The organism is Marinobacter sp., from assembly GCF_048266785.1.
Classification (GTDB): domain Bacteria; phylum Pseudomonadota; class Gammaproteobacteria; order Pseudomonadales; family Oleiphilaceae; genus Marinobacter.
Window position 1 is genome coordinate 233,826 of record NZ_JBLWYX010000003.1, and the last position, 25,330, is coordinate 259,155.

Here is a 25,330-nt window from a genome sequence, read left to right on the forward strand (position 1 = left end):
TCCACCTGCACTGATCTCACGTGTCGTCCGGGGCCGAGTCGGTAATCAGCCCAATGCTGGTTGCCCCCGCACCCTGGAGAGTGGACATCAAACGAACCACAGTGCCGTAATCCACATTCTCATCACCGCGCACAAGTATATCGCCGGATGTTCTCTGAGACAGGATCTTGGCCACTTGTTCACGGACTTCCGAGAGCGGCATGGGGTCACTGCCCTTGTCGCCGACTTCTACGTAATAGGCGCCGTTGGCATCCACAGATACGATGATGGATTCCACATTCTTATCTGCCTGAATCGGGTCAGATGTAGTCTCCGGGAGATCGACTTTCACCCCCTGAACAAGCATCGGCGCCGTGACCATGAAAATAATCAACAGCACCAGCATCACGTCGATGTATGGAACGACGTTGATTTCCGACATCGGCTTCTTCCGATTTTCGGGCATCATCCCCATACCTTTCATAGCGCTGTACTCCGGCTGTTAACGGTTTGCATCATTGCTCTCGTCACTACGATGCGCCCTTGTCGGCACTGTGAACACGACGATGCAGAATGCTGGAAAATTCGTCGGCAAAGGTTTCGTAGTTCTTCAGAAGCGCATCCGACTTGGTCGAGAAGCGGTTATAGGCTATGACCGCAGGAATCGCCGCAAACAGGCCCATGGCGGTTGCAATCAGTGCTTCTGAAATACCTGGAGCCACCGTAGCCAGCGTAGCCTGCTGAACCTGCGCCAGACCACGAAACGAATTCATGATGCCCCAAACGGTGCCGAACAGGCCTACATACGGGCTTGTAGAGCCGACTGTGGCAAGAAACGGCAGATGAGCTTCAAGGCGTTCCTGTTCGCGCGAGAACGCAACCCGCATGGCTCGTTGGGTTCCTTCCATAACAGCATCGGCGTCGCGGCTTTGCTGGCGCAGCCGGGAAAACTCTTTGAAGCCGGCTCGAAATAACGACTCCAAACCAGAGAAGGGTGTGGGATCAGCGTTCACTTCGCGGTAGAGTTGCCCCAAATCCATGCCGGACCAGAAACGCTCTTCAAACGCGAGCTGCGCCTGCCGGGCTTTACGAAACACCTGAAAGCGCTGAAAGATGAGCGCCCATGACACCACCGATGCGGCTGCAAGCAACAACATAACCAGCTGCACCAACACACCGGCATTTGAAATCAGACTCCAGACTGACAATTCCGAATCCACCGCTTACTCCTGGCTTATGTCGTGTTTTGTTTCGTTTGAAAGTGTGGCCTGCTCAAGCAAACCTCGCATATTATCCGGTAAACGCTTTGGCCTACCGCTGTCGAGTGCTATGCACGCAACTTTTACATCGGCCTCGCACAACTGCTTCTGATCCTGCACCCGCACAACCCGTTGCCTGAATTCCATCCAGACCCGGCCAAACGCCACAGGCTCTGCCGTTACGACAAGCTCATCATCGAGCTTGGCCGGCACCGCGTAATGAATTGACAGGCGTTGTACGACATAGCTTATGTTATCAGCCAATCCTGCCCTGAGCTCCACTCCGCAGTTGCGAACCCACTCTGTGCGGGCGCGTTCCATGTAGTGCAGGTAGCGGGCATGAAAAACAATGCCTCCGGCGTCTGTATCTTCTATATAAACCCGGATTGGCCAGCCAAACGTTGCTGCCGCTTCGCCGTCACTCAAAGGGGCCTCCTTCCGAGCCTGAGCCCTCCTTCACGATACCAAAGTGCTGATAAGCGTGAGATGTGACCATACGACCACGGGGTGTGCGCATTATGAAACCTTGCTGAATCAGAAAAGGTTCAAGCACATCTTCAATGGTGCCGCGTTCCTCACTGATTGCGGCTGCCAGGCTTTCAACACCCACAGGGCCGCCATCAAACTTTTCAATCATCGCCAGCAGCAACCGCCGGTCCATGTGGTCAAAGCCCTCGCTGTCGACCTTCAGCATGTTCAGAGCCTGGTCCGCAATGCCTGCGTTGATGTGTCCGTCGGCCCGCACTTCCGCATAGTCTCTCACGCGCCGCAAAAGGCGGTTGGCTATCCGGGGCGTTCCGCGTGAGCGGCGCGCTATCTCATAGGCGCCTTCTTCATCAATATCCACACCGGAAAGCCGTGCGGAGCGTACGATAATGTGGGTAAGATCCGCCGTATTATAGAACTCCAGACGCTGCACGATGCCGAAGCGATCCCGCAGTGGAGACGTCAGCAAACCTGCCCGGGTAGTTGCCCCAACCAGAGTAAAGGGTGGCAGATCCAGCTTGATCGAGCGCGCTGCCGGCCCTTCGCCGATCATGATATCCAGCTGATAGTCTTCCATCGCCGGGTACAGTATTTCTTCTACTACGGCGCTGAGCCGGTGTATTTCATCAATAAAGAGAACATCGTTCTCTTCAAGATTGGTGAGCATCGCAGCCAGATCACCGGCTTTTTCAAGAACCGGGCCGGAGGTGGTCTTTATCGCCACCCCCATTTCATTGGCAATAATATTGGCCAGCGTGGTTTTGCCAAGCCCGGGTGGCCCGAAAATAAGAACATGATCCAGCGCTTCCCGGCGCCCTCTGGCAGCCGAGATAAAGATATCCATCTGTTCCCGCACCGCAGGCTGCCCCACATATTCGGAGAGCAACGCGGGCCGGATAGCACGATCCTGAACCTCTTCGTTGTCACCGGCCCGGGCTGAGATCAGTCGGTCGGATTCAATCATTTACTCGTCCGTATATCGGGAATCAATAGACTGCAACTTAAAACCGGAAGTGGACCAATTGTACAAACAGCCCACTGCGTGTCACGTTACGCTCTCTACAGGTTTGGTGCTACATAAGCGACACATTAAAGTCACGTTATCATGCCGGGATCATATTTCTCAGGGCTAGACGTATCAGGGCCTCACTGGACAGACCTTCTTCTGCCACTTTGGTGATCGCGCGAGCAGCTTCCTGCGGTTTATAACCGAGCGCTATGAGTGCTGCCTCAGCTTCGTCTGCAGGGTTCTGCGCGGTGAACAACAACTCGGGCGTACTGCTTGCGGACTCGGCTGTAGCTGACGACGCGGGCATAAACTGCCCTTTCAGCTGACTAATGCGGTCGGCCATTTCAATCAGCAGGCGCTCAGCGGTCTTCTTGCCAACACCCGGAAGCTTTACCAGAGACTTGATATCACGCCCCTCCACGCAGCGAATAAACTGCTGCGCATCCAGACCGGAGAGAATTCCGGCGGCCATCTTTGGGCCTACACCGTTCACTTTGATCAGCAACCGGAACAGGTTGCGGTCAAGGCGTGAAACAAAGCCATAGAGGCTCTGGATGTCTTCGCGAACCACAAAGTGTGTATGAAGTGTAACTTCCTGCCCGGGTTCAGGCAGATTAAAGAACGTGGTGAAAGGGATATCGACTTCGTAACCCAGGCCGCCACATTCAACCAGCGCCTGCCCGGGTGTTTTTTCAACCAGAATACCTCGGATACGACCTATCAAGGATTGCCTCCTGCCGCTCCGCAGAGCAGTTTATTGTTGACGCACGCGCCCGCTGCGCGCCTTACCCGTAACACCGGCTACTCTCAGAATACTTTGATTCATATGCGCGTGGCATAGCGCTATTGCCAAAGCATCGGCGGCGTCTGCCTGGGGTTTTCGGGAGAGTGACAGCAACACCTGAACCATGTGCTGTACCTGGGATTTGTCGGCACTGCCCTTACCTACCACAGCTTGCTTGACCTGCCGCGCGGAGTATTCATGCACGTCGAGGCCGCTGGTAGCTGCGCCAACGATTGCGGCTCCACGAGCCTGTCCTAGCTTGAGGGCTGAATCGGGGTTGCGCGCCATAAAAACCTGCTCAATGGCAAATTCCTGTGGTCGGTATTCGCCAATGAGGCTTACCAGGCTCTGGAAAATGATTCGCAGGCGCTCCGCCATGGGCTTTTCCCCCACGCGGATGCACCCACTGTCGATATATTCTATGTGCCGGCCCTCGGCGCGGATAATACCGTAACCGGTGATCCTTGAGCCGGGGTCGACACCCAGAATAATCGCCACATCAATGCCCTTTTATTGATCTGTTAGCGCCCTGTTTACTCTTCGCCGGTGTCTAACGTGTTGCCTTCAACCGCTTTTACCGGCTTGCGCAGGCGGATGTGCAGTTCGCGCAACTGCTTTTCATCCACTACACCTGGCGCCTGAGTCATCAGACAGGTTGCACTCTGGGTTTTCGGGAACGCGATCACATCGCGAATCGAGCTGGCGCCGGTCATCAGCATGAGCAGACGGTCCAGGCCGAAAGCCAAGCCGCCATGGGGCGGGCACCCATACTTGAGCGCGTCGAGCAGGAACCCGAACTTGGCGCGGGACTCTTCCTCACTAATGCCCAAAATACGGAACACTTCCTGCTGCATTATGTCGCTGTGGATACGAATGGAACCGCCGCCCAGCTCAGTACCGTTAAGAACCATATCGTATGCGCGAGACAGAGACGTTTCGGGATTCGCAGCCAACTCTTCCGGACTGCAGCTCGGCGCCGTAAACGGATGGTGGATGGCGGTGAGGCCGCCATCCGGCAGCATCTCAAACATCGGGAAATCAACGACCCACATTGGAGCCCAATCGCAGGTCAATAAGTTCAGATCATGACCGACCCGGATACGCAATGCGCCAAGAGCTTCATTCACAACCGTGGTCTTGTCGGCGCCAAAGAACACGATATCGCCGTCCTCAGCTCCCGTGCGCTCAATAACGGCCATGGCGACGCCCTCACCCAGGAACTTGACGATGGGCGATTGCAGGCCTTCCACGCCTTTGGCCAGCTCGTTCACCTTGATGTAGGCAAGACCTTTGGCACCGTAAATGCCCACAAATTTTGTGTACTCGTCAATCTGCTTGCGGCTCAACTCTCCGCCCTTGGGTACGCGCAGCGCAGCTACACGGCCTTTCGGATCATTGGCTGGCCCAGCAAATACCTTGAAATCAACGCCGGAGACCAGATCGCCCACGTCCTGAAGCTCCAGCGGAATGCGCAGGTCCGGCTTGTCACTGCCGAAACGCTCCATGGCTTCAGCGTATGGCATACGCGGGAATGCTGGCAGCTCGACGTTCATTACGTCTTTGAACAGGGCGCGAATCATGTCCTCGTTCAGGCTCATCAGATCTTCTTCGTTGATGAACGAGGCTTCGATGTCTACCTGGGTAAACTCAGGCTGACGGTCTGCTCGCAGATCTTCATCACGGAAGCACTTGGCAATCTGGTAATAACGATCCACACCCGACACCATCAGCATTTGCTTGAACAATTGGGGCGATTGCGGAAGCGCAAAGAAGGAACCCTCATGCGTGCGGCTCGGCACCAGGTAATCACGAGCGCCTTCCGGTGTTGCGCGAGTCAGGATAGGTGTTTCCACATCCATGAAACCGTTGCTGTCGAGGTAGTTACGGATGTAGCTGGTCACGCGCGAACGGAAGCGCAAGCGGTTCAGCATTTCCGGGCGGCGCAGATCCACAAAGCGGTAGCGCAGACGCACGTCTTCGCCCACGTCTACATGCTCATCAAGCGGGAACGGAGGCGTAGCGGCAGCGTTCAGGATGGTCACTTCTTTACCGAGCAGTTCAACCTGGCCTGTGGACATGTTGCTGTTCTCAGTACCTGCCGGGCGACGGCGTACGCGGCCTGTGATCTTTACCACAAACTCGCTGCGCACTTTCTCGGCAAGCGCAAAGCTTTCAGGAGTATCCGGGTCTACCACGACCTGGGATATGCCGTCCCGATCACGCAGATCCAGGAAGATAACCCCACCATGGTCACGGCGGCGGTGTACCCATCCGCAAAGTGTAACTTCCTGATCAATGTGAGATTCGTTGATCCCACCGCAATAATGACTGCGCATACCGGTTCCCGTAGTGTCTGATGTCTAAAGTTAATGATGATGTCTGGCAAGCAAGTGGGCAGGGCTTTCCGAAACCGTGCGGAGCCATGGGTGAAGTGCAAAGCACTTCACGGGCAAGCCATGGACGGTTTGCCCAGGACCTTTGGCGCGACGCAGGAGCGTTAGCGCCAAAGGGCGGAGCCGAGCGTACACGGACGTATTTACAGCGTGTTTCGGAAAACCCTGCCCACTTGCTTGTTACGCCAATCTGGCCTGCTCTCTAAATAGGCAGGAACCATACTGGAAAAGCGCACCATTATAAACATATCAGCGCGGGAAATCAGGCGTGTTTACCCCGGAATTAAAGGGTTCTGATGACTCCCGGCAGGCATATCGCTAGAATGCTGCGTTCATTTGTCATTGGAGCCGCTACCTTGTCAACCAGAGCCGAGCAGAAACTTGTCACCCGGCGCACCCTGATGGACGCTGCGCTCGGCCAGCTGAGTGCAGACCGTGGTTTCGGAAGCCTGAGCCTGCGGGAAGTGGCGCGGGGGGCGGGAATCGCGCCAACGTCGTTTTATCGACATTTTGCAGACCTTGATGAGCTGGGATTGGTACTGGTCGACGAAGGCGGCGTTGCACTGCGGCAGTTGATGCGCCAGGCGCGCAAACGGATTGCCCGGGATGGCAGCGCCATCTCCACTTCTGTCGAAACCTTCATGGAGTATCTTGGCAACAACGCCAACGTGTTTCGCTTAATGCTTCGGGAACGTACCGGCGGCTCCAAACCCTTCCGGACGGCGATTAAAGCCGAGATCGATCATTTCGTGACGGAGCTTGCTGACGACCTTCGGCGCTTTGCGGAAGAACAGCACAAGCCTTTGTCTGATGCACGGGTGGTTGCCGAAGCCATGGTAACGCTGGTGTTCAACCAGGGCGCGGACGCACTGGATGCCACACCGAAAGAGCGGGATGAGCTGAAAGCCAAACTGAAAACCGAACTCAGGATGATTCTGATCGGCTCCCAGATGATGGCCAAGCATGCGTCAATTCGGTAATCGGTGCCAGCGAGCGGAATCACTCAGGCGGCATCCAGCTGTGACAACACAGGCGCCAGAGACCGCTTGACCTCCGCCAGCCTGTATTCATCATAAGGAACTGGCGGCTGCTTACCCCACACCGGGCCAGGCCAGGCCGGATCACCCTCAAAGCGAACGATGTGATGCAAGTGCAACTGGGGAACCATGTTTCCGAGTGCCGCCACGTTCATCTTGTCGCCCTCAAATGCTTCCATCATGCCACGACTGAGCGCAGAGGATTCCTGCATCAACTGGTGTTGCTGCTCCGGACTTAACTCGTAGATTTCACGAATGCCGGCAAGTGCTGGCACCAGCAAGACCCAAGGCCAGGTCTGATCGTTCATCAGCCGGATTTCGCACAGGCTGCTACGGCCAAGGCTGATGGTGTCTGCAGTCAGCCGCTCGTGAAGTTTGTATTCCTGCCCCTGAGTCATCGTCGCGCCCTGCCCTGCTTTATCAGGAATGAAACTGGTTACGGCCACGCCCGATGGCGTAGTAAATCAGATCGTGTCGCGCCAGCATTTCCGGCTCGTAAAGGTTACGGCCATCGAACACAACCGGCTCGCGCAACGCCGATGCAATAGCGGCAAAATCCGGTGAGCGGAACTCTTTCCACTCAGTGCAAATCGCCAGCACGTCTGCGCCCCGTAGCGCCTGCTCTTTGGTGCCGCACAGCGCAAGGCCTTCGTGGTCGCCGTATATGCGCTGGGTCTCTTCCATGGCTTCCGGGTCGAACGCCTGAACGGTAGCGCCAGCTTTCCATAGATCGTCCATCAACATGCGCGCTGAAGCTTCGCGCATGTCGTCGGTATTTGGCTTGAACGCCAGCCCCCAGATTGCCACTACCTTGCCCTTCAGATTGCCGCCAAAATAGTGGCTGATCTTGTCGAACAGTACGTGCTTCTGGGCGTAGTTGACTGCCTCTACGGCGTTCAGTAAACGCGCATCGTAACCACAATCGGCCGCCGTGCGTGCCAGAGCCTGTACGTCTTTGGGGAAGCAGGAGCCTCCGTAGCCACAGCCCGGGTAGATAAAGTGGTAGCCAATGCGCGGGTCTGAACCTATGCCACGACGCACCGCTTCAATATCAGCACCCAGGCGCTCGGCCAGGTTTGCGATTTCGTTCATGAAGCTGATCTTGGTGGCCAACATTGAATTGGCCGCGTACTTGGTCAACTCCGCAGATCGGATATCCATGAAGATCATCCGATCGTGGTTGCGGTTGAACGGGTAGTAAACTTCCCGAAGCACATCCGCCGCTTTATCGCTGTCGGTACCGATAATGATGCGATCCGGCTTCATGAAATCGTTGATCGCCGCCCCTTCTTTCAGAAATTCCGGGTTGGAGACCACATCAAACTCAAGCTCCAGGCCACGGCTGTCGAGCTGGGCCCGAACGGCCGCTTTGACCTTGTCACCTGTACCAACCGGCACGGTGGACTTGTCCACTATGACTTTGTAGTCGTCCATGTACTGCCCGATAGACTTGGCTACCGCGGTGACATACTGCAGATCCGCCGAGCCGTCTTCATCCGGCGGTGTACCCACCGCGATGAACTGAAGCTTACCGTGTTGTACCGCCTCTTGCGCATCCGTGGTGAATGCCAGGCGCCCTGCTTCAACTGTGTGCTTTACGATATCTTCAAGCCCGGGCTCATAAATAGGAATATGGCCACTCTTCAGCTTGTCGATCTTTGCCTGATCAACGTCCATGCAAAGTACGTCATGGCCAACATCAGCCAGGCAGGCTCCGGTAACAAGACCGACATAACCGGTACCAAAAATCGTTATTTTCATCTGTTAAATCCCGATATCTCAAAGGTTTGAATATAGTCTTACTGGCCAGCTGCAGCTTTCTTCTTCTGCCAGATTGATTCCCAGGCCAACGCGGTGCCGACAATCGTTTCGAGATCGTCATAGGCAGGCTGCCAGCCCAGGGTCTTTCTAATGAGTGCATTGTCTGCCATCAACGCAGCCGGATCGCCGGCACGGCGACCTACTTTGGTCACCGGGAAGTCGACACCGGATTGCCTACGCACCACGTCGATCACTTCACTTACGGTGAAACCACGACCATAGCCGCAGTTCATGATTTTCGATTCACCGCCATTGGCCATATAGTCGAGAGCCATAACGTGAGCACTGGCAAGATCTTCCACGTGAATGTAATCGCGGACACAGGTGCCGTCACTGGTGTCGTAGTCCGTTCCGAATATACTCATGCCATCGCGTTGGCCGGTTACGCACTCACAGGCCACCTTGATCAGGTGAGTCGCTTCGGGTGTCGCCTGCCCCAGCAAACCATCCGGGTTGGCGCCCGCCACGTTGAAGTAACGCAGTACAACATAATTCAGGCCGGAAGCCGCGGCGAGATCCGTGATCATCCGCTCGCTCATCATTTTGGATGCGCCGTAAGGATTGATCGGCGCAAGAGGAAGGTCTTCCGTAAGAACCGTCTGCTCCGGCATGCCATAAACCGCAGCGGTTGATGAAAACACCATGTACGGAACTTTGTACTTGTCGACAGCCTTGAGCAGGTTCAGCGTATTGCGGGTGTTATTGCCGTAGTACTTGAGCGGGTTGGTAACAGACTCCGGGACCACAATATTGGCGGCAAAGTGCAAGACTGCGTCAAACCGGTGATTGGAGAAAACCTGATCAATATCGGCTTCGTTCGCCAGATCACCTATCACCAGCTCGCCGGCTGTTACAGCCCAACGGTAACCGGTCGAGAGGTTATCGAATACAACGATATCATGCCCGTCCTCTGCCAACTGGCGCACCACATGGCTGCCAATGTACCCGGCCCCGCCCGTTACTAGTACTTTCATGCAGAACTACTCCTTCCCTGAATTCTGTTTGCGCCGCTGCCGGATTTCTGCCCGCCGGCGGCTGAAAAAATCACTGATGATCTGGCTGCAATCATCCTGCAGGATGCCACCCACCACGTCTACTTGCCAATTAAGGTGGGGTTCATCCAGTGTTTTCCGGGCCGATTCAACCGCACCCGCCTTGGGTTCGCATGCACCGTAAACAAGGCGACTGATGCGGCTGTGCACAATGGCGCCAACGCACATGGTGCAGGGCTCCAGAGTGACGTAAAGGGTTGCTCCGGTCAGCCGGTAGTTCCCTGCCCTCGCCGCCGCATCACGCAGCGCGCATATCTCAGCGTGGGCGGTGGGGTCACACCCGGTAATTGGTACATTAAAGCCTGTACCCAGCTCTTTGCCATCGCGGACGACAACTGCTCCAACGGGGACCTCGCCCAAGGACGCCCCGCAAGCTGCCAGTGTAAGTGCCCTGGCCATCCAGTAATCGTCAATGTTCTGTAAATCCTGCATAAACGCGACTCTGCTGATAGCGCCCTACACTAATACGACACTGGGTACACCAAGAAGCGCCACGAAAATACCATTGTTCGCTTTTTTTACCAAGCAGTCCGCACGGCCAGCGAACAGGATATCTATCAGTAAGACGCCAACTGTCTGATGGCATCTGAACAATCTCATGAACCTGTTCAGCCTCTTCATGAAAACAATCCGTCAGGCCTAAACCTTCATTTGGATATTGCATTGCACGGTTTCGATCGCCTATATAAGATAGTAATCAATTACTATCTTATATAGGGTATTGTGAGGAGTATCGCTATGCCCAAAAACGCAGGAGGTCTCGACAGTGTTGCACGCATCGTAGTGGGCTTGGCGCTTACGTGCACAATGTTTTGCCCCGCCCCCAGCCGCGCAGAACAGTGGTTCGATCAGCAGAGCCGGTGCGCACCTGAAGACGGATTGCAGTGGTGTGGTGGCACGCTACGGTTGGAAAATGATTTGTTTGCCGGCACCGATAGTAACTATACAAACGGCCTGGCGTTGAGTCTGGTGTCTCACGACATGGAGGGCCGGCTTGACCCAGGCTGGGGCAGCGACCTGATTGGGAACTATGGCTTACGCCTGGGTAATATCGAGACGGCTGCCAGTACCGGGGGCTGAAAACAGGCCGCCATCGGCAGTGGCGAATCTTCGCACTGCGCAATCACGATCCGTTACTGCTCCGCGGCCCGAAGTACATGCCTGCGCCAATCTGGAAGGAAAAGCCATGGCCTGGGATTTCTCCCTCGACGGCAATTTGTTTCGCAGCAGCCACCGTGTCAGCCGGCGACCATGGGTCGCTCAGGCGGCAATCGGTATCAGCAGCCAGTGGCTTGTTGCCGGGCATGGCGTCCGGCTGGCACTGATGCGGATCTGGCGAACCCGCGAGTTTGACGAGCAGCTCAGCGGCCACGCCTTTGGCTCGGTCGCATTGAGCTTTGAAATTTGATTGATGTTGCCGTCTTTGACCAGTCACCCCATCCAACGATAAAGGAACAAAAATGAGCAGATCAAAATGCACTTCAACCGCCATCGTTATGGCATTACTCGCCACTGCTGCAACTCTACGCGCTGAGTCTGCCGAACCCTTGGCTTTGCAGGGTGTGATGCAGCAACTCGGGCGTGATATGCAAACCGTGGCAGGTGCAATTGCCACGGAAGACTGGGGTACAGTGGCCGAACGTGCCCCAAAAATTGCTCGTCATGCCGAACCACCAATAACGGAAAAGTTGCGCATTCTGAACTGGGTTGGTAGCGATGCCGGTAAATTTCGTGGATTCGATGGTGAGGTGCACGATGCGGCAACTGCGATGGAAGAAGCTGCAATGCGCGGCGACGGCAAAGCGGTTATTAAAGCATTTTCCAAGGTGCAGCTAAGCTGTCTGGGGTGTCACCAAAATTTCCGTGAGCCATTCATTAAGCATTTTAATGGCCCACGTTGACGTAGACAACGCAGCCGTCGCGCGCGACCAGCAGGATACCCGGGCCCAGGCCGAAACCTTCAACCGTATGACCGAATCCTGCGTGGCTTGCCACAGCCGCTATGTGACGGATCGATTCGAGGGACTGAAAGAGCAGTCGGCTCCTCAGGCATGGGGGCGCGCCACTGAATAGTTTCCCTGTGACCTATGACTTAGCCAACAAGGCTGATTATCTTTCAACTAGCCCGAAAGGCTCATGGATCTGCGGAACAGCGCCAAACTGGCCACGAAAAAGGTAATCCCCAGCCCGGCCATCATCGATAACTCAATCCATACGGTATCCGGACCCGCGCCGCGGAACACCACGGCCTTGGCAAACGCGAGAAAGTGTCGCGAAGGCAGTGCCAAGGTCAGGCGCTGGACAATATCTGGCTGGCTTTCGATCGCGCCCATACCACCGGAAAGCATAATGATCGGGATGATTACCATGATCACCAACAGCGCAAACTGAGCCATGCTACGCGCCATGGTGCCAAGGAACATCCCGATGGCCGCGGCGGCGGCCAGATACACGGTCGTGCCCGCCAGTAGCAGCGGCACAGACCCGGCCACAGGCACTTGGAGAATCTGTTGCACGACAAAGACAAGCGATAAGGTGAACGCTCCCAGCACCACAACAACATTGGCCAGCACTTTGGAAAGCGCGATTTCGAGCGGCGTAAGCGGCATGACCATCAGATGCTCAATGGTGCCCTGCTCGCGCTCGCGCAGCATAGCTGCGCCCGTCAGCGCGATGGTGAGCAGCGATAACTGATTGAGCAGCGACGAGACTGCCTTGAACCAGACAGGATCGCCATTGGGGTTAAAGGCCCTGCGCAGTTCAAGCCGCAACGCCGGTTCAGGCTCATTGGGACTGCCCGATAAAAATTCCCGACTTTCGGATAGCAGAATGTTGGAAATGTAATCAGTACCAAGTTGCGCCTGCGACACTGCGGTCGCATCTACCTCAAGCTGGGCGGCCGGCATCAGGCCAGCGATCACGTCGGCTTCAAATCCGGGCGGGAAGCTGAGCACAAACATGATACGCCCGGCGTCCATTTCAGGCGCCACCTGATCGGCTGAGATCAGAACGGGGGGCTGAAACCACGGAGGCCCCAAAGCCTCCGTTACTTGCCGGCTAAGCGACGATTGGTCTTCATCGACAATGGCAATAGCAGCGTTGTAAACCGTATCACCCGCCCCACTGGCCTCCAGAATTACGGCTGCCACGAACGACCACAGAATCAGAATAACCATGACCGGATCACCGAGAACGCTTTTCAGTTCCTTGCCCGCGAGCCAGAAGATGTTGGCGAGACGTTTCATTCTTATTTCTCCTGCTTGCGCAAAGCCAACACGGCCAATCCCGTCAGGATTGGCCCGAATGCAGCAAGACGCCAGAGGTGACCCGACAGATCCGACAGGCCCAGCCCTTTGGTAAAGGTGCCGACGCTGATTCCCATGTACCACGTTGTTGGCCAGAAGGTGCCAACCATCTGTGCTGCTCCCTCCAGCGAGGAAACCGGGGTAATCATCCCGGAAAACTGAAGGGTTGGCATAACCGACAAAATAGCGGCAGCAAAAACCGCCGTTACCTGCGTTTTGGCAATCATGGATACGATCAGGCCGTACCCTGTTGCTGCAACGGCATAAAGCAACGCTCCCAACACCAGCACGAGCGGCGAGCCCTTCAGCGGAATCCCCAGAACCGTTACCAGTAGCACCGTCAGGATCACAAAGTTCAAAAGCGTGACGACGATATAAACCAGTTGTTTGCCGATCAGGAATTCGGCACGACTGGTGGGCGTAACGTAAAAATTGGTGATTGTTCCGATCTCCTTTTCACGTGCCACGCTGACCGCCATCAGGATCGCCGGGAACAACAATAACAAAAGCGGTGGGATCGACGGGCCGATCGACGGCAGGCTTTCCATTGCCGGGTTGTAGTGAAAGCGCGGGATCAAGGCCGCCGGCGGAACCGAATCCGGTGACCTGGGTATCGTCAGATCTGCCAACGCCAGTGCCGATTGCGCGCCAATGCCCATTACGTGGGCGTGAGCACCCTTGACGTAGCTTTCCACGGTACCAGCCCGGTTGGTATCTGCGCCGTCGATCAGCGCGGCTATTTCGGTTATTTCTGCTCCCCGCACCGATCTTCCGAAATCTGGCGGTATCTGGATGGCCAGTGCCAGCTCGCCGCTTTCGAGGCGTTGCTCAAGTTCTTCCACACTGCTGATAGGTGGGCGCTTCAGAAACCATTGAGAGTCTTCAAATCCTGAAAGGTAAGCCCGGCTCTCGGGGCTTTGATCCTGGTCCAGGACGGCGAACGGGATGTTGCGCACCTCCTGTGAGATACCAAAAGACATGATTAGCAACAGCAACGCGCTACCCACGAAGGAAAACACCAATCGCACAGGGTCGCGTCTTACCTGCATTGCCTCCCGTGTGGTGAAAGCAAACATACGCTGTAGGCTGAAGCGTGGCGCGGTTGGGCCTGGCTCATGAGCGCTGTTTGCGCCAAGCAGATTTCCGCCTTCGGCTGTTTCAGCTGACTGAGACGGCCCTTGAGTCAGCTCTTTAACCAGGCCCGGCTGCGCCGGTGCTGAAGCATCAAGCATGTAGGCTATGAAAGCTTCTTCCAGCGTCTCGGCACCTCGCGCCTCAATTAGCGCTGTGGGTACATCCGACACCAGCACCTTGCCCGCGTGCATCAGCGAAATCCGGTCGCAGCGCATGCCCTCATCCATAAAATGCGTCGAGATAAAAATCGTCACTCCGTCCCGGTGCGCAAGCTCCAGCAACATATCCCAGAACACATCCCGCGCCTGCGGATCGACGCCGGAGGTCGGCTCATCGAGAATCAGGATGGTGGGCGCGTGGATTACCGCTACCGCCAGTGAAAGGCGTTGGCGTACCCCCAGGGGCAAGGACGCGGCCCCCTGATCAAGATAGGGCCCAAGCCCGAAACGCGGAATCAGCTCCGCCATCCGTTCAGCGGTCAGAGCTCGGCCCAGATGAAACAGGCGCGCGTGTAACAGCAGGTTCTCACGCACCGTCAGTTCGCCATAAAGCGAAAACGACTGGGACATAAAGCCGACCTGCCGACGCGCGTCGAGATTTTGCGCATCCACCGGCTCACCGAAGATCCAGGCCTCACCCTCGGTTGCAGGCGTGAGCCCGGTCAGCATTTTCATGGTGGTGGTTTTGCCACAACCATTCGACCCCAGAAAACCGAAAATCTCACCCCGGGCGATCTCGAAACTCACAGAGTCCACGGCGGTAAAATCGCCGAATCGCTTGGTCAGGTTGTGCGCCCTGATAGCCGGCTGGTCTGCCTCTCCTTCTTTTTTCTCCCCTTGCGCTGCTACTGACGCACCGGGAGCCTGATGAACCTCAGAGATCAATGCGGGTTTGCTGCCCAGCAATGTCACGTAGGCCGCTTCGACGGTCTCCGTTCCTGTCTGGGCCAGCAGCTCTACAGGACTTCCAATGGCCAGAATGCGCCCTTCGTTCATGGCCACAAGATGCTGAAAACGTGCGGCTTCTTCCATATAAGCGGTAGAGACCAGAACGCTCATCTGTGATCGATCAGCGCGGATGGTATCAATCAGATCCCAGAACTGACTTCGTGACAGTGGATCCACACCGGTTGTCGGTTCGTCCAGCAACAGAAAATCCGGATCGTGAATCAGTGCTGCACAGAGTCCCAGTTTCTGTTTCATACCACCGGAGAGCTTACCCGCAGGCCGGTTCATAAAAGAGTCCAGTCCCGTTGCCTGGGTCAGCCGGGCAATCCGTGCCTGGCGCTCAGATTTGTTTAGCCCAAACAGCTTGCCGAAGAAATCGAGATTCTCCTGCAAGGTAAGATCGTGGTACAGATTGCGCCCAAGCCCTTGGGGCATGAAGGCGATTCGGCTACCGGCATCGGCCCTATGGCGTTTATTCGACATATCGCCGCCCAGCGCAGCAATGCGCCCGGCCTGCAAGCGCTTGGCGCCGGCGATCAACCCCATCAGGGTGGATTTACCTACGCCATCAGGACCGATCAAGCCGACCATGCGCCCGGCGGGCAAATCCAGGGTTACGTCATTGAGCGCACACACCTTGCCATAGCGATGAGTCACACCAGATACACTTGCAACTGGCGTGTCAGATCTGTCGGCGACATTCACTTTGCAGAGCCCTCAGACACCTCGCCAGTTGTCCTCATCGGGTTGTCTAGTACAGATAGAGTTTTAGCGACGGGTGGTGTCAGCCCTTCGGGCCAGCCAGGCAAGGTTCCATCGGCTCCCACTAACCGAACCCAGGCTTCGCCGCGCACACCGGTTTTTACCTGTGCAAGCCTTACGGCGACCATTTCCGGGGGAATGCGCACACGGATGCGGAACATCAGGCTCTCGCGTTCATCCATAGTCTCAACCTGTTTTGGTGAGAACTGCGCCTGTGGCGCGACGAAGCTCACAACCGCTGGTATCGCCATATCCGGCATGATATCAGCCACAATCCGCGCCTCATCACCCAACCGCACCTTTGGCGCGGAATTTGCGGGCAAGAAAAACTCCATATAAACATCACCAAGGCTGACCAGTGTCAGCACTTTGCCACCGCTACCCAGAACCTCACCGGGCTGGGCAAGGCGATAGAGTACCCGCCCCGCTTGCGTTGCATAGAGTGTGCTGTCGGCAATGCGCGCCTCAATTTCCTGCAAGGCAGCGCTTTCCGCATCAACAACCCGCTGTTTCGCAACCGCTTCCGCATGCGCTGCAACCAACACAGACTCGGCCACTTTGGCTTCCATCCGACGGATATCCAGTTCCTCGCGGGTTACGACACCTCGCTCGCTCAAGGTTTCTGCACGGGCCAGATTGCTCTGCGACAAGGCCAGTCTGGCTTTGGCCTGCGTAATGCCAGCGTTCGCCACAGCCACGGCTGCCTCCGCGCTCGCCACCGCCGCCTGCGCTCGCCTCTGTTGCGCCACCAGTTCGGTGGTATCCATCACGGCCAGAACGTCACCAGGCCGAACCAGGTCACCTTCGCGTACCGCGATATCCGAAACCCGGGCGGCCAGACGCGTCGAAATGTCAACCAGATCAGCCTCAATACGCCCATTCCCGCGGGCAAATCCGTCGGGTGGCCGATTATCCGGCGCCAGCAGCACCTTCCAGATGGCGTAGCCCAAAAATACCGCCAGGGCGGCCACAACAAGAACAGTGGAAATTTTGCGCGACATGATTACTCTCCTCGGTCTCCCGGTTCTGCGCAGGCAATTCCGCGCCGGTAAATGGCAAACACCCTTGGCGCCGCCCGGCGCATTTGCTCCATGTCTCCCGAAATCAAAGACTGCATGACCAAGCCCTGAATTGTGCCAATAAATAGCGTGGCAGCCGCCTGATTATCTAGCTCATGGGGAAGTTCACCGCAGGATTTCGCCGTCTTGATAAGCTCATTCAGACGCTCCGCGTACTGTTTGAGCAACGCACGCGCCAGGCTCTTTGCCGGTGTTGCCTTTGCACCTTGAAGCTCACCGAACAACATGCGCGGCGCCCCGGGGTGTTCGGAAACAAACGCAATATGGGCCATGAACATGGCTTGCATTGCCTCAAGGGGTGATTCAATCCCTTCCGCTGCTTTCTCGATTCGCGCCATAAGGCGTTCCGCCACCCATTTCATGACCGCCTGCCAAATCGCTTCTTTATTGGGGAAATGCCGGAACAGCGCGCCTTGCGTCAGTTTCATATGTTTGGCGATGGCCGCCGTTGTTATGTCGCTCGGGTTTGTTGTTGCGGCAAGGTCAATCACCGCTTCAACAGTGACGGTGCGACGCTCCTCGGCGGGAAGGTTTTTTTGCCTGGTCTTATCCATTACGCACTCTCATAAACGTTAAAAACTATTCGGCCTCAGCTGGCTCCACGCGAGTCCAGCCCCAGTCATCGAATAACACATAAACCGCCGGGATCATGACCAGCACCAGCACGGTCGTTGCCAGCAGACCGAACACCACCGAAATCACCAGGGGCTTGATGGCCGCTGACTGCACGCTGGTTTCGGCCAGCAAGGGCAACAACCCGGCGATGGTGGTGGTGGAGGTAATAAGAATGGCCCGAAGCCGGTCGCGACTGGCCTGCCCTGCCGCAACAATTGCACTCATGCCCTTGCTGCGGTTTTCCTTGATGAACTGAACCAGCAGGATGGAATCATTCACTACGATACCTGCCAGAGAGGCGGCACCGATCATCGATGGCATGGAAATGTACCAGCCCAGCAGCACATGCCCCCAAAGTGCGCCGACAAAGGCCAACGGAATCGCCAGCATAACGATAAACGGCTCTGCATAACTGCGAAACTGGAACGACAGAATCACAAACACACCCAGCAGACCAACCATCAACCCGCGCGCGATGGAGCCGCCGGTTTCAGCGGAGCGGGCCACCTGGCCTTCAAAACTGGCCACAACATTCGGGTGGCGTTGCTCAAACTCCGCCAGCCATTGATTGCGCATATCGTTGACGACCGACTGGGCGCTCGCCTTGCGTGCATCCACATTAGCCTGAACCGTTACGGTGCGCTGGCCGCCAACGCGGGTGATCATCGCCCAGTCGCGTTGGTGGTGCATATCGGCCACAACCTCCAACGGCATCTGACGCCCATCGGGCATCAAAATGGTCTGGTCGGCAAGATCATCGAGGCTGGATCTGTCGCGCTCAGCCTGGCGCACCAGTATTTCCACATCGCGCTGGTCTATGCGCTGCGTATCGGCGATTTCCCCAAGGAAGGCCGCGCGCAACTGGGCGGCGACCATTTCCGCTGTTAACCCGGATGCCAATGCGCCGTCCGTCAGTGTAAAGGTTCGCTGTGGTTTACCAGGGCGCAAATCGTCAATGATGTTATAAACGGCCTCATAACCGGTCAAGTGATCACTCACGTCCAGCGCGGCGGCCTTGAGATCTTGGAGATCCGCTCCCTGCAGTCGCACTTCAATGGGTATGCCGGCAGGGCCGAAGCCCGGTTCCTGAATAATCAAACTGGAAAGCCCGGGAATATCGCCAATCTGTTCACGCCAAGCAACCGTCAACTCATCCAGGGTCATGGTTCGAATTTCGGCACTTAGCAGATCGACCATCACCGTAGCAACGTGGGCGCCCGCCTCTTGCGCGCTGGGGTTGTAATTGAAGCGCACCTGAATGGCGTTGACCAGTGGGGCTTCATCGGGTTGTTCAGGTGTCAGAACATCATTCAGATGCCACATGGCGTCTGCAATCTGCGCGGCGGCCAACTCGGTGCGCGCCAGGGGGGTGCCTTGGGGCAGCAGAAGCCGGGCTTCCAGGGTATCGCCATCAAGATCCGGCATGGCTTCCGTACTGACATGGCCGCCGGCCATAAAACCCGCCGTGCCCAGCAGTATGAGCAGTACTGCACCCAACACGGCATAGCGCCAGCTCACCGCCCTGTCTGCGAGCCTGCCAACACGCTCCTGAAACACGCCAAAATGGCGGTCAAAGGCGGTGCGAAAACGGGACTGGGTGTCTGCCTGCAACAACGGAACACTGCCCTTGAGATGATGCGGCAGAATCCAGAGTGCTTCGATAAGGCTCGCGAAAAGCGCTGCAATCAACACCACCGGCAACACTTCCAGCACGGCACCCAGCTCGCCGGCGAGAAACGCCAGAGGCGCAAACACCCAGACAGTTGTCAGGAAAGACGATACAACTCCCGGCAACACCTGCCGTGTGCCCTCCACTACGGCATCCAGGGGCGAAGCACCCTTACTGGCTTGAACCGCGATATTATCGACTATCACGACGGCATCATCCATAACAATACCAATCGCCATCAGCAGCGCCACCAGGGTGATCATGTTCAAAGACAAACCACTGAGGCTCATCACAAAAAAAGCGCCCGCAAATGCTACCGGCAGGCCGAGTACAGCCCAAAGTGCAAGGCGTGGGCGGAAGAACAGCCCCATCACCACGATCAGCAAAGCCAGCCCCGCGATACCGTTACTCACCAGCATTTCCAGCCGATCGCGTACGATGCTGGTCATATTCTGCGTCAGTGTCAGTTGCAATGGGGCGTCGATACGCTGGCGCTCAGCGTCTATTAATGTCGTCAGCTCCTCCAGCACATTCAACGAATCATCACGAAGTGTTTTGCTGACTTCCAGCACGACCGCACGTTGGTTATTGAAATAGATTTGCGCCTCGGGCTGCTCACCGATTTCCCGCAGCGTTGCGATCTGGCCGAGGGTAAGCTCGCCTCCGCCACTACCCGAAACCACCACCAAGTCTGCAAGTTCCTGCAGGCTGCGCCGCTGGTCGGTAAAACGCAGTAAAATATCCCGTTCGGGAGTTTCCAGGGTGCCCAGCGGCACATCGATGCTCTGCTGCTTGAGCCGCAACGCCAGATCGCTGGCGGACAAGCCATATTGGGCCAGCACGCCCCGCGATACCTCGACCTGCCACTGGCGCTGTGAAAGCCCTTGCAGGGAAACCTGGGCCACTCCAGGCAGCGCCATGACGCGCTCTTCCAGCTGCAGCGCGTAGTCTTCGAGCCGGTTCGGTGCCATGTCGCCATACACGGCCACCGCAGCCACCAGATCACTTCGGTTCAGCTCCCGCACCACAGGTCTTTCGGCCCGCGCCGGCAAGTCGGTGAGTGCATTGACCTCGGTATCGATGTCATTCAGAAAGCGGATGGAATCCCCAGCGGCCTCCATAGAGACTGTGGCGCGGGCGAGATTGTCCTGTGCAACACACTCTATTTCGTTAAGATAATCAACACCTTTGACCGCATCGTACAAACGCCGACAGACTGCATCTTCAACGTCGGCGGCACTGGCTCCGCGATACACAACATCGATGCTGATTTCTACAGGTCGGTAATCAGGAAAGGTTTCACGCTTCAGGTCCGGTACCGCAAATAAACCCGCCGCCAGCAACAGTATCAGGAGCAGGTTAGCCGCTGTCGGATGGCCTGCAAACCAGCGGATCATTGCGCAGCACCCAGCGCAAGTTGCCGCAAGTGTTGTTCAAGATCCAGGTCCCGATGTGGCGCGACTTTCATGCCTGTAACTGCAGGCACGGGATCATCCGTGATCAGCAGCTCGCCGGCCACCAACCCACTTTCAATCACCGCCAGACCATTCTGCTCAAAGGCGACCGTCACGGGGCGCCGCTGCAGAAGGTTACCCTCCGCCAGCAGGTAAATCTCGCCCTGATGCACCGCCGAAGACGGCACTGCCAGCAAAGGCTCGGAGCTGTCGGCGGCAAAATTGACCTGAACATGCATATCACGCTGAAATGCGGGGCGCTCGGGCAATCGTGCGAGGCTGTATGGCTGGTCCACGGTAACCACCACCCGACCGCTGCGTGTACCGGGATCCAGGCCACTGGCCACTCTGGTGACGCTTGCAGGCCAGCGCACGGCCGGAAAGCCGGTCAGCTCTACTTCGCTGCGAATGACCGAAAAATCAAGCCGCTCGGTGATATCCAGCGCGGATCCCTGCGAATCAACGGGCCTCGAGACGGCTTTCATGAGCCTGCGCAACATGGTCAGAGGGACCTGCGCTTCAACTTCAGCCTGTTCAATGCCGTCCGCAAGAAACAGCGATTGCCCAATGCCCGCGTACTGGTGCTCTTCCACTTCGACAGTGCGGATGCGCAGATCATAGGGAGCAATAAAGCGGGTATCTTCAAGATCCTGATGCCCCTGCTCCAGACGCGTATTAGCGCGCTGTATCTGGGCATCAAGATATTGTTGTTTCGACGGCAACAGCGAGAGCTGGTTATCCAGCGACTGCACAAGCTGACGCTGTGCGAGCGTTGCGCGCCGCTGCTCATCAAGGTGTGACTGGGACACCGAGCCGGTTTTGAGGAGACGCTCTATACGGCTGAGCTCGCCTTCAGACAACTTCAGCCGTTCACGTTCCAGCTGTAACAGGTGGCGGGTATTTTGTGTTTCTACTTCAAGCTGGGCTTGCTCGGCCGCCAGAGAGGCCAACTCAGCTTCGGTTTCGGCAATCGTCAACTGATAGCGCGCCGGGTCCAGCGTCAGCAACAATGTGCCTGCCGGCAGCAAGGTACCGCTGTTGAGTTCCGGATGACGCTGAACAACGCGCCCGGCGACGTTGGCCACAGCCTGCCAGGTCTGTACGGGGCGCGTAATGCCAAAGCCCCGCGCAGCCAGAACAAACGGCACTGGCTGCACTTCAATTACCGTCATGGGCTGAGGCGGGGAGTTTGCCTCGTTGTGCGCCGGCCCCTCGCTCAAGAAAATAAGAAGCGCAACCAAGAGAACACCTCCCACCAGGCCGACTAAAGCCAATACCTTTCTATTGCAGAACTGCCGCAGAGCCATTGAACGTTCTCTTGTGGAAATTACCCGCCAGAAAAGATAGTAATCAGTTACTATCTTTTCTGCAACCAAGGAGAGCAGTTTTGTTTTAAGAAGGCCAGACATCTATTTGGTGGGAAGCAAAACCGGATCCCCGAGGTACCGGTTAATAATACGGATCAGTTCAGGGCGAGTTGACCATCGCTACGGTTACAGCGCAGAAATTCCGAACTTGCCAGCCACTCCGAGTCCGGATAGTAGGTAAACAAATACTGATTTTCCTTCAGGCTGTCGATCAGTGCCCCGGCAATCTCCTGGCGAACGGCAGGACAGCCATGGCTGCGGCCCAGGCGGCCGGTCTTTCCAATAAAGCTCTCACTGACATAATCCGCACCGTGAATCACAATCGCACGCTGGTACGCGAGATCATTAACGCCGGACTCCAGCCCCTCCAGGCGCAACGAATAACCATTCCTGCCCTGATAACTGTTGAGCGTGCGAAACAGACCAATGCTGGACTGATGGCTCTCTGGCACATTGGAAAACGTGCTGGCCATTGCATTGCCGGACCCCTGGCCGTGAGACACCAGTTCCTTGAACAACAGCTCCTGATTCTTCAGATCAAACACCCAAAGCCGAGGCTGCGTAGAAGGCAGGGAGAAATCGATGACCGCCAGACGCTCAGCACCGGGAGCAGCGCAAGATACGGCTTGGGCCGCCAGACGCATCACATGAGGATCGGCTTGAGGTGCCAGCCTGGCAAGCGTCTTATCAAGAACCAACTCGTGTGCCGTGGAGTGCACGGCAGTTGCCTCGGTTTGATGATCACCAGCCAGCACAGGCAAAGTGCCCAGCAAAAGCTGACTGCAAAACACTGTACCGAAGAGCCATCGGTTCAGGAAGTTCGTGGGCATTCAGAAAACCTGTTTAGAAATCGGGTAGTATTATAACCATAAGTTTCGTTATGGAAAGGCTTTGCCCGAATCACCCAGGAGAGGGAGATGACTTTCAGCACCCACTCAATTTCTGCAAGTCTGGCAATCATACTCCTGCTCCATCTGGCACTACCTACCCAGGCAAATGAACACGACCGCACCCTGTTCGAAGCTCTCGCAGATCGTTTACCGACCGAGCAGGCTGACCTGCAAGACTTTTATGCTGCCAGGCAGGGTAGCCCTGCATGGCAACAGACCGAAGCCGTTGCCGGTTTTGCCGCTGCACTCAGCGCGCTGGAAACTGACGGCTTGAATGCAGCGGATTATCGACCGGCCGCTCTGATTTCAACGCATCGTCAACTTCAGACCGCCGCCGGAAACATGGAAGACCAGGTCCAGTTTGAGTTACGTGTCAGCCGTGTGCTTATGACGGTGCTGCAGCACCTGCAGCGCGGTAAAGTTGACCCCTATAGTGTTGACCCCGAATGGGAAATGCCCATCCTGGCCGCACCGCTCGACTTGCCGGCAGTATCGCAGGCGGTAGATGCCCAGCGTTTCGAGCAGGCATTTTCTCTGGTGCGGCCCCAAGCTGCACCTTACCAGCGCTTGCGTGCGGGGCTGGCGCAATATCGCCATCTGGAGCGACAAGGGGGCTGGCCCCGGCTACCAGACCGTCAACAGTCGCTCAGACCCGGCGACATCCATAAAGATGTGGCTCTGCTGCGTAAACGGTTGGCTATCACCGGCGAACTGGCCACCCCTGATGTGGATGAATTGGCTGCTCAGACAACCGTCAATACCTTGCCTGAAACCGATCAATACGACGAGAATCTGGTCGATGCTGTGCGTCGTTTCCAGCAACATCACCTGCTGGAGGAGGATGGAATCGTCGGCAGACAAACCCGGGCCGCAATGAATGTGCCGGTCACTGTGCGCATCAATCAAATCCGGGTAAACCTTGAGCGCGCCCGCTGGATGCTGCACGGTGAAGCTGAAGATTTTGTACTGGTCGATATCGCGGGTTATCGCATCAGTTATTTTCGCCCGAATGGCGAAATATGGCGCTCCCGCATCGTGGTGGGCCAACCATACAGACGCACGCCTTCGCTGCGTTCCGCAATTACACACCTGACACTCAATCCAACCTGGACCGTGCCGCCCACCATATACACTGAAGATATGCTGCCCAGAATACGTCGCGATATTACCTACCTGGACCAACAAAACATGAGCGTGTTGAGCTTCTCAGGCCAGCGGCTGGACCCCCACTTGATTGACTGGTGGAACCCGGGGGGCATTATGTTGCGCCAGGATCCGGGCCCGACAAACGCGTTGGGACAAGTGGTACTGCGCTTTCCCAATAATCACTTGGTGTATCTGCACGACACACCGAGCCAAGGTCTATTTTCGCGACAGCAACGCGCGTTCAGCTCTGGCTGCATTCGTGTCCAGGGGGTGCTAGAGCTCGCTCAACTGCTCTTTGACGACACTGGCACCGCAGCTGATATAGACTCGTTGATCGCCGCAGGCGAAACCCGCGACATTCACCTGAAACGGTCGGTGCCGGTCATTCTGCACTACTGGACCGTTCACCCCGGAACAGACGGCGAGCTGGTTTTTCGCCCGGATGTCTATCAGCACGACGCCAGTTTGCTGAGAGCACTTGACCGGCCTTTGGCGCTCAGTAAATAAGCGGCACGAAACGAAAGCCAGAGAAGTTACTCTGTTCAATATTGCCGTCCTCGCGCTTGGAGACGACAACCATGTCGTTTTTAACGGGAATCACCATGATGCCGCCAGGGTTAAGTTGCCCGATCAGCTCGGGAGGGACCTCTTCTGCGGCGGCGGATACCAGAATCTTGTCGAACATCTGCCCCGGAATACCGAGGGCCTCACCGGCCAACTCCAGCTTGATGTTGGCAAACTGGTATTTTTCGAGATTACTTCGTGCCAGCTCCAGAAGCTCGGGAACGAGCTCAACCCCTGTTACAAAACCCGATTTGGCCGTCTGAGCCAGAAGCGCCGTGCTCCAACCCGAACCACAGCCAATGTCCAGAATATGGTCGCTTTCTCCAAGTCCCAAAAGCTCCAGCATAAAAGCGACAGTGTAAGGCTGGGAGATGGTTTGGCCTGCACCGATGCCAAGAGGGTGATCTTCATATGCCTCACTCAGTAATGCCGGGCTTACAAAATCTTTACGGTCAATAGCGTTGAAACTGTCCACAAGCAGCGGGGACTTGAGTACCCCGCGCTGCTGCAGATAATAAGAGAGTTCGTAGTGGTTTTTCATACGCTTTCCTGAATAGGACCCAGATTCAAACATACCA

25 protein-coding genes are annotated in these 25,330 nt (G+C 56.4%); 6 read left to right on the forward strand and 19 right to left on the reverse strand.

The window, feature by feature from the left end; genetic code table 11:
- Nucleotides 1–16: 16 nt before the first annotated feature.
- The 7 genes from tolR to aspS all read right to left on the reverse strand — a co-directional run bounded on the left by tolR (nucleotide 17) and on the right by aspS (nucleotide 5,853).
- The gene (gene tolR, locus ACN0V1_RS06600; RefSeq protein WP_417544239.1) at nucleotides 17–463 is read right to left on the reverse strand and encodes a protein TolR; all 447 of its coding nucleotides are present in this window, start codon (nucleotides 461–463) and stop codon (nucleotides 17–19) included.
- A gap of 46 nt (nucleotides 464–509) precedes the next feature.
- Entirely contained in the window at nucleotides 510–1,199 is a 690-nt protein-coding gene (gene tolQ, locus ACN0V1_RS06605; RefSeq protein ID WP_417544240.1) for a protein TolQ, read from the reverse strand.
- 3 nt (nucleotides 1,200–1,202) lie between these two features.
- On the reverse strand, nucleotides 1,203–1,664 hold the full coding sequence (ybgC, locus tag ACN0V1_RS06610) for a tol-pal system-associated acyl-CoA thioesterase (protein WP_417544241.1): 462 nt from the start codon (nucleotides 1,662–1,664) through the stop codon (nucleotides 1,203–1,205).
- A complete protein-coding gene (gene ruvB / locus ACN0V1_RS06615; RefSeq protein ID WP_417544242.1) occupies nucleotides 1,657–2,688 on the reverse strand; it encodes a Holliday junction branch migration DNA helicase RuvB in 1,032 nt (343 codons plus the stop codon). Before ruvB ends, ybgC begins: the two co-directional genes overlap by 8 nt.
- Nucleotides 2,689–2,827: 139 nt before the next feature.
- Entirely contained in the window at nucleotides 2,828–3,457 is a 630-nt protein-coding gene (ruvA, locus tag ACN0V1_RS06620) for a Holliday junction branch migration protein RuvA (RefSeq protein ID WP_417544243.1), read from the reverse strand.
- A gap of 30 nt (nucleotides 3,458–3,487) precedes the next feature.
- Nucleotides 3,488–4,015 (reverse strand): crossover junction endodeoxyribonuclease RuvC, encoded by a 528-nt coding sequence (gene ruvC / locus ACN0V1_RS06625; RefSeq protein WP_417544244.1) that lies wholly within the window; start codon nucleotides 4,013–4,015, stop codon nucleotides 3,488–3,490.
- A 35-nt stretch (nucleotides 4,016–4,050) separates the two neighbouring features.
- Nucleotides 4,051–5,853, reverse strand: a complete 1,803-nt coding sequence (gene aspS / locus ACN0V1_RS06630) for an aspartate--tRNA ligase (protein WP_417544245.1) — start codon at nucleotides 5,851–5,853, stop codon at nucleotides 4,051–4,053.
- A 413-nt stretch (nucleotides 5,854–6,266) separates the two neighbouring features.
- Here aspS and fabR point away from each other — a divergent pair, with 413 nt between their 5' ends.
- Nucleotides 6,267–6,890: an HTH-type transcriptional repressor FabR gene (gene fabR, locus ACN0V1_RS06635; RefSeq protein WP_291948993.1), complete on the forward strand. Its 624-nt coding sequence runs from the start codon at nucleotides 6,267–6,269 to the stop codon at nucleotides 6,888–6,890.
- A gap of 23 nt (nucleotides 6,891–6,913) precedes the next feature.
- Here the strand turns inward: fabR and ACN0V1_RS06640 are convergent, their stop codons facing one another.
- Genes ACN0V1_RS06640 through tadA form a run of 4 tightly spaced genes read right to left on the reverse strand, consistent with a single transcriptional unit; the run spans nucleotide 6,914 to nucleotide 10,252 of the window.
- Nucleotides 6,914–7,345, reverse strand: a complete 432-nt coding sequence (locus ACN0V1_RS06640) for an HIT domain-containing protein (protein WP_417544246.1) — start codon at nucleotides 7,343–7,345, stop codon at nucleotides 6,914–6,916.
- Between the two features lie 22 nt (nucleotides 7,346–7,367).
- Nucleotides 7,368–8,708, reverse strand: coding sequence for a UDP-glucose dehydrogenase family protein (locus ACN0V1_RS06645; RefSeq protein ID WP_417544247.1), 1,341 nt, complete (start codon nucleotides 8,706–8,708; stop codon nucleotides 7,368–7,370).
- Nucleotides 8,709–8,746: 38 nt separating this feature from the next.
- Nucleotides 8,747–9,742 carry a UDP-glucose 4-epimerase GalE gene (gene galE / locus ACN0V1_RS06650; RefSeq protein ID WP_417544248.1) on the reverse strand — a complete coding sequence of 332 codons (996 nt, stop codon included), beginning with the start codon at nucleotides 9,740–9,742 and terminating at the stop codon, nucleotides 8,747–8,749.
- A gap of 6 nt (nucleotides 9,743–9,748) precedes the next feature.
- On the reverse strand, nucleotides 9,749–10,252 hold the full coding sequence (tadA, locus tag ACN0V1_RS06655) for a tRNA adenosine(34) deaminase TadA (protein ID WP_417544249.1): 504 nt from the start codon (nucleotides 10,250–10,252) through the stop codon (nucleotides 9,749–9,751).
- A gap of 306 nt (nucleotides 10,253–10,558) precedes the next feature.
- Between tadA and ACN0V1_RS06660 the strand changes: the two genes are divergently transcribed.
- The 4 genes from ACN0V1_RS06660 to ACN0V1_RS06675 all read left to right on the forward strand — a co-directional run bounded on the left by ACN0V1_RS06660 (nucleotide 10,559) and on the right by ACN0V1_RS06675 (nucleotide 11,893).
- A complete protein-coding gene (locus ACN0V1_RS06660) occupies nucleotides 10,559–10,900 on the forward strand; it encodes a lipid A-modifier LpxR family protein (RefSeq protein WP_417544250.1) in 342 nt (113 codons plus the stop codon).
- Nucleotides 10,901–11,006: 106 nt separating this feature from the next.
- The gene (locus ACN0V1_RS06665; RefSeq protein ID WP_417544251.1) at nucleotides 11,007–11,228 is read left to right on the forward strand and encodes a lipid A-modifier LpxR family protein; all 222 of its coding nucleotides are present in this window, start codon (nucleotides 11,007–11,009) and stop codon (nucleotides 11,226–11,228) included.
- 52 nt (nucleotides 11,229–11,280) lie between these two features.
- Complete coding sequence (locus tag ACN0V1_RS06670; protein WP_417544252.1) at nucleotides 11,281–11,721, forward strand: cytochrome c; 441 nt, start codon at nucleotides 11,281–11,283, stop codon at nucleotides 11,719–11,721.
- Nucleotides 11,708–11,893: a hypothetical protein gene (locus tag ACN0V1_RS06675; protein ID WP_417544253.1), complete on the forward strand. Its 186-nt coding sequence runs from the start codon at nucleotides 11,708–11,710 to the stop codon at nucleotides 11,891–11,893. Before ACN0V1_RS06670 ends, ACN0V1_RS06675 begins: the two co-directional genes overlap by 14 nt.
- A gap of 47 nt (nucleotides 11,894–11,940) precedes the next feature.
- Here the strand turns inward: ACN0V1_RS06675 and ACN0V1_RS06680 are convergent, their stop codons facing one another.
- The 7 genes from ACN0V1_RS06680 to ACN0V1_RS06710 all read right to left on the reverse strand — a co-directional run bounded on the left by ACN0V1_RS06680 (nucleotide 11,941) and on the right by ACN0V1_RS06710 (nucleotide 22,982).
- Nucleotides 11,941–13,065, reverse strand: coding sequence for an ABC transporter permease (locus ACN0V1_RS06680; protein WP_417544254.1), 1,125 nt, complete (start codon nucleotides 13,063–13,065; stop codon nucleotides 11,941–11,943).
- A gap of 2 nt (nucleotides 13,066–13,067) precedes the next feature.
- Nucleotides 13,068–15,911 (reverse strand): ribosome-associated ATPase/putative transporter RbbA, encoded by a 2,844-nt coding sequence (gene rbbA, locus ACN0V1_RS06685; protein ID WP_417544255.1) that lies wholly within the window; start codon nucleotides 15,909–15,911, stop codon nucleotides 13,068–13,070.
- A complete protein-coding gene (locus ACN0V1_RS06690) occupies nucleotides 15,908–16,969 on the reverse strand; it encodes an HlyD family secretion protein (RefSeq protein WP_417544256.1) in 1,062 nt (353 codons plus the stop codon). Before ACN0V1_RS06690 ends, rbbA begins: the two co-directional genes overlap by 4 nt.
- 2 nt (nucleotides 16,970–16,971) lie before the next feature.
- Nucleotides 16,972–17,601, reverse strand: a complete 630-nt coding sequence (locus ACN0V1_RS06695) for a TetR/AcrR family transcriptional regulator (protein WP_417544257.1) — start codon at nucleotides 17,599–17,601, stop codon at nucleotides 16,972–16,974.
- A 25-nt stretch (nucleotides 17,602–17,626) separates the two neighbouring features.
- On the reverse strand, nucleotides 17,627–20,728 hold the full coding sequence (locus ACN0V1_RS06700) for an efflux RND transporter permease subunit (RefSeq protein ID WP_417544258.1): 3,102 nt from the start codon (nucleotides 20,726–20,728) through the stop codon (nucleotides 17,627–17,629).
- Entirely contained in the window at nucleotides 20,725–22,092 is a 1,368-nt protein-coding gene (locus tag ACN0V1_RS06705; protein ID WP_417544259.1) for an efflux RND transporter periplasmic adaptor subunit, read from the reverse strand. Before ACN0V1_RS06705 ends, ACN0V1_RS06700 begins: the two co-directional genes overlap by 4 nt.
- Nucleotides 22,093–22,247: 155 nt before the next feature.
- On the reverse strand, nucleotides 22,248–22,982 hold the full coding sequence (locus ACN0V1_RS06710) for a murein L,D-transpeptidase catalytic domain family protein (RefSeq protein ID WP_417544260.1): 735 nt from the start codon (nucleotides 22,980–22,982) through the stop codon (nucleotides 22,248–22,250).
- 87 nt (nucleotides 22,983–23,069) lie between these two features.
- Here ACN0V1_RS06710 and ACN0V1_RS06715 point away from each other — a divergent pair, with 87 nt between their 5' ends.
- Nucleotides 23,070–24,695 (forward strand): L,D-transpeptidase family protein, encoded by a 1,626-nt coding sequence (locus ACN0V1_RS06715; RefSeq protein ID WP_417544261.1) that lies wholly within the window; start codon nucleotides 23,070–23,072, stop codon nucleotides 24,693–24,695.
- Here the strand turns inward: ACN0V1_RS06715 and ACN0V1_RS06720 are convergent.
- A complete protein-coding gene (locus tag ACN0V1_RS06720; RefSeq protein ID WP_417544262.1) occupies nucleotides 24,685–25,293 on the reverse strand; it encodes a protein-L-isoaspartate O-methyltransferase family protein in 609 nt (202 codons plus the stop codon). The genes ACN0V1_RS06715 and ACN0V1_RS06720 overlap by 11 nt on opposite strands.
- Between the last annotated feature and the right edge of the window lie 37 nt (nucleotides 25,294–25,330).

What these genes read in the sequence shown, in the direction of transcription:
- tadA (WP_417544249.1), bottom strand. Translation starts at nt 10,252, where the DNA reads ATGCAGGATTTACAGAACATTGACGATTACTGGATGGCCAGGGCACTT.
- ACN0V1_RS06640 (WP_417544246.1), bottom strand. Translation starts at nt 7,345, where the DNA reads ATGACTCAGGGGCAGGAATACAAACTTCACGAGCGGCTGACTGCAGAC.
- ACN0V1_RS06670 (WP_417544252.1), top strand. Translation starts at nt 11,281, where the DNA reads ATGAGCAGATCAAAATGCACTTCAACCGCCATCGTTATGGCATTACTC.
- ACN0V1_RS06665 (WP_417544251.1), top strand. Translation starts at nt 11,007, where the DNA reads ATGGCCTGGGATTTCTCCCTCGACGGCAATTTGTTTCGCAGCAGCCAC.
- ACN0V1_RS06700 (WP_417544258.1), bottom strand. Translation starts at nt 20,728, where the DNA reads ATGATCCGCTGGTTTGCAGGCCATCCGACAGCGGCTAACCTGCTCCTG.
- tolR (WP_417544239.1), bottom strand. Translation starts at nt 463, where the DNA reads ATGAAAGGTATGGGGATGATGCCCGAAAATCGGAAGAAGCCGATGTCG.
- ACN0V1_RS06675 (WP_417544253.1), top strand. Translation starts at nt 11,708, where the DNA reads ATGGCCCACGTTGACGTAGACAACGCAGCCGTCGCGCGCGACCAGCAG.
- ACN0V1_RS06720 (WP_417544262.1), bottom strand. Translation starts at nt 25,293, where the DNA reads ATGAAAAACCACTACGAACTCTCTTATTATCTGCAGCAGCGCGGGGTA.
- ruvB (WP_417544242.1), bottom strand. Translation starts at nt 2,688, where the DNA reads ATGATTGAATCCGACCGACTGATCTCAGCCCGGGCCGGTGACAACGAA.
- ACN0V1_RS06645 (WP_417544247.1), bottom strand. Translation starts at nt 8,708, where the DNA reads ATGAAAATAACGATTTTTGGTACCGGTTATGTCGGTCTTGTTACCGGA.
- aspS (WP_417544245.1), bottom strand. Translation starts at nt 5,853, where the DNA reads ATGCGCAGTCATTATTGCGGTGGGATCAACGAATCTCACATTGATCAG.
- ACN0V1_RS06680 (WP_417544254.1), bottom strand. Translation starts at nt 13,065, where the DNA reads ATGAAACGTCTCGCCAACATCTTCTGGCTCGCGGGCAAGGAACTGAAA.
- ACN0V1_RS06715 (WP_417544261.1), top strand. Translation starts at nt 23,070, where the DNA reads ATGACTTTCAGCACCCACTCAATTTCTGCAAGTCTGGCAATCATACTC.
- ACN0V1_RS06690 (WP_417544256.1), bottom strand. Translation starts at nt 16,969, where the DNA reads ATGTCGCGCAAAATTTCCACTGTTCTTGTTGTGGCCGCCCTGGCGGTA.
- ACN0V1_RS06695 (WP_417544257.1), bottom strand. Translation starts at nt 17,601, where the DNA reads ATGGATAAGACCAGGCAAAAAAACCTTCCCGCCGAGGAGCGTCGCACC.
- ACN0V1_RS06710 (WP_417544260.1), bottom strand. Translation starts at nt 22,982, where the DNA reads ATGCCCACGAACTTCCTGAACCGATGGCTCTTCGGTACAGTGTTTTGC.
- galE (WP_417544248.1), bottom strand. Translation starts at nt 9,742, where the DNA reads ATGAAAGTACTAGTAACGGGCGGGGCCGGGTACATTGGCAGCCATGTG.
- ACN0V1_RS06705 (WP_417544259.1), bottom strand. Translation starts at nt 22,092, where the DNA reads ATGGCTCTGCGGCAGTTCTGCAATAGAAAGGTATTGGCTTTAGTCGGC.
- ACN0V1_RS06660 (WP_417544250.1), top strand. Translation starts at nt 10,559, where the DNA reads ATGCCCAAAAACGCAGGAGGTCTCGACAGTGTTGCACGCATCGTAGTG.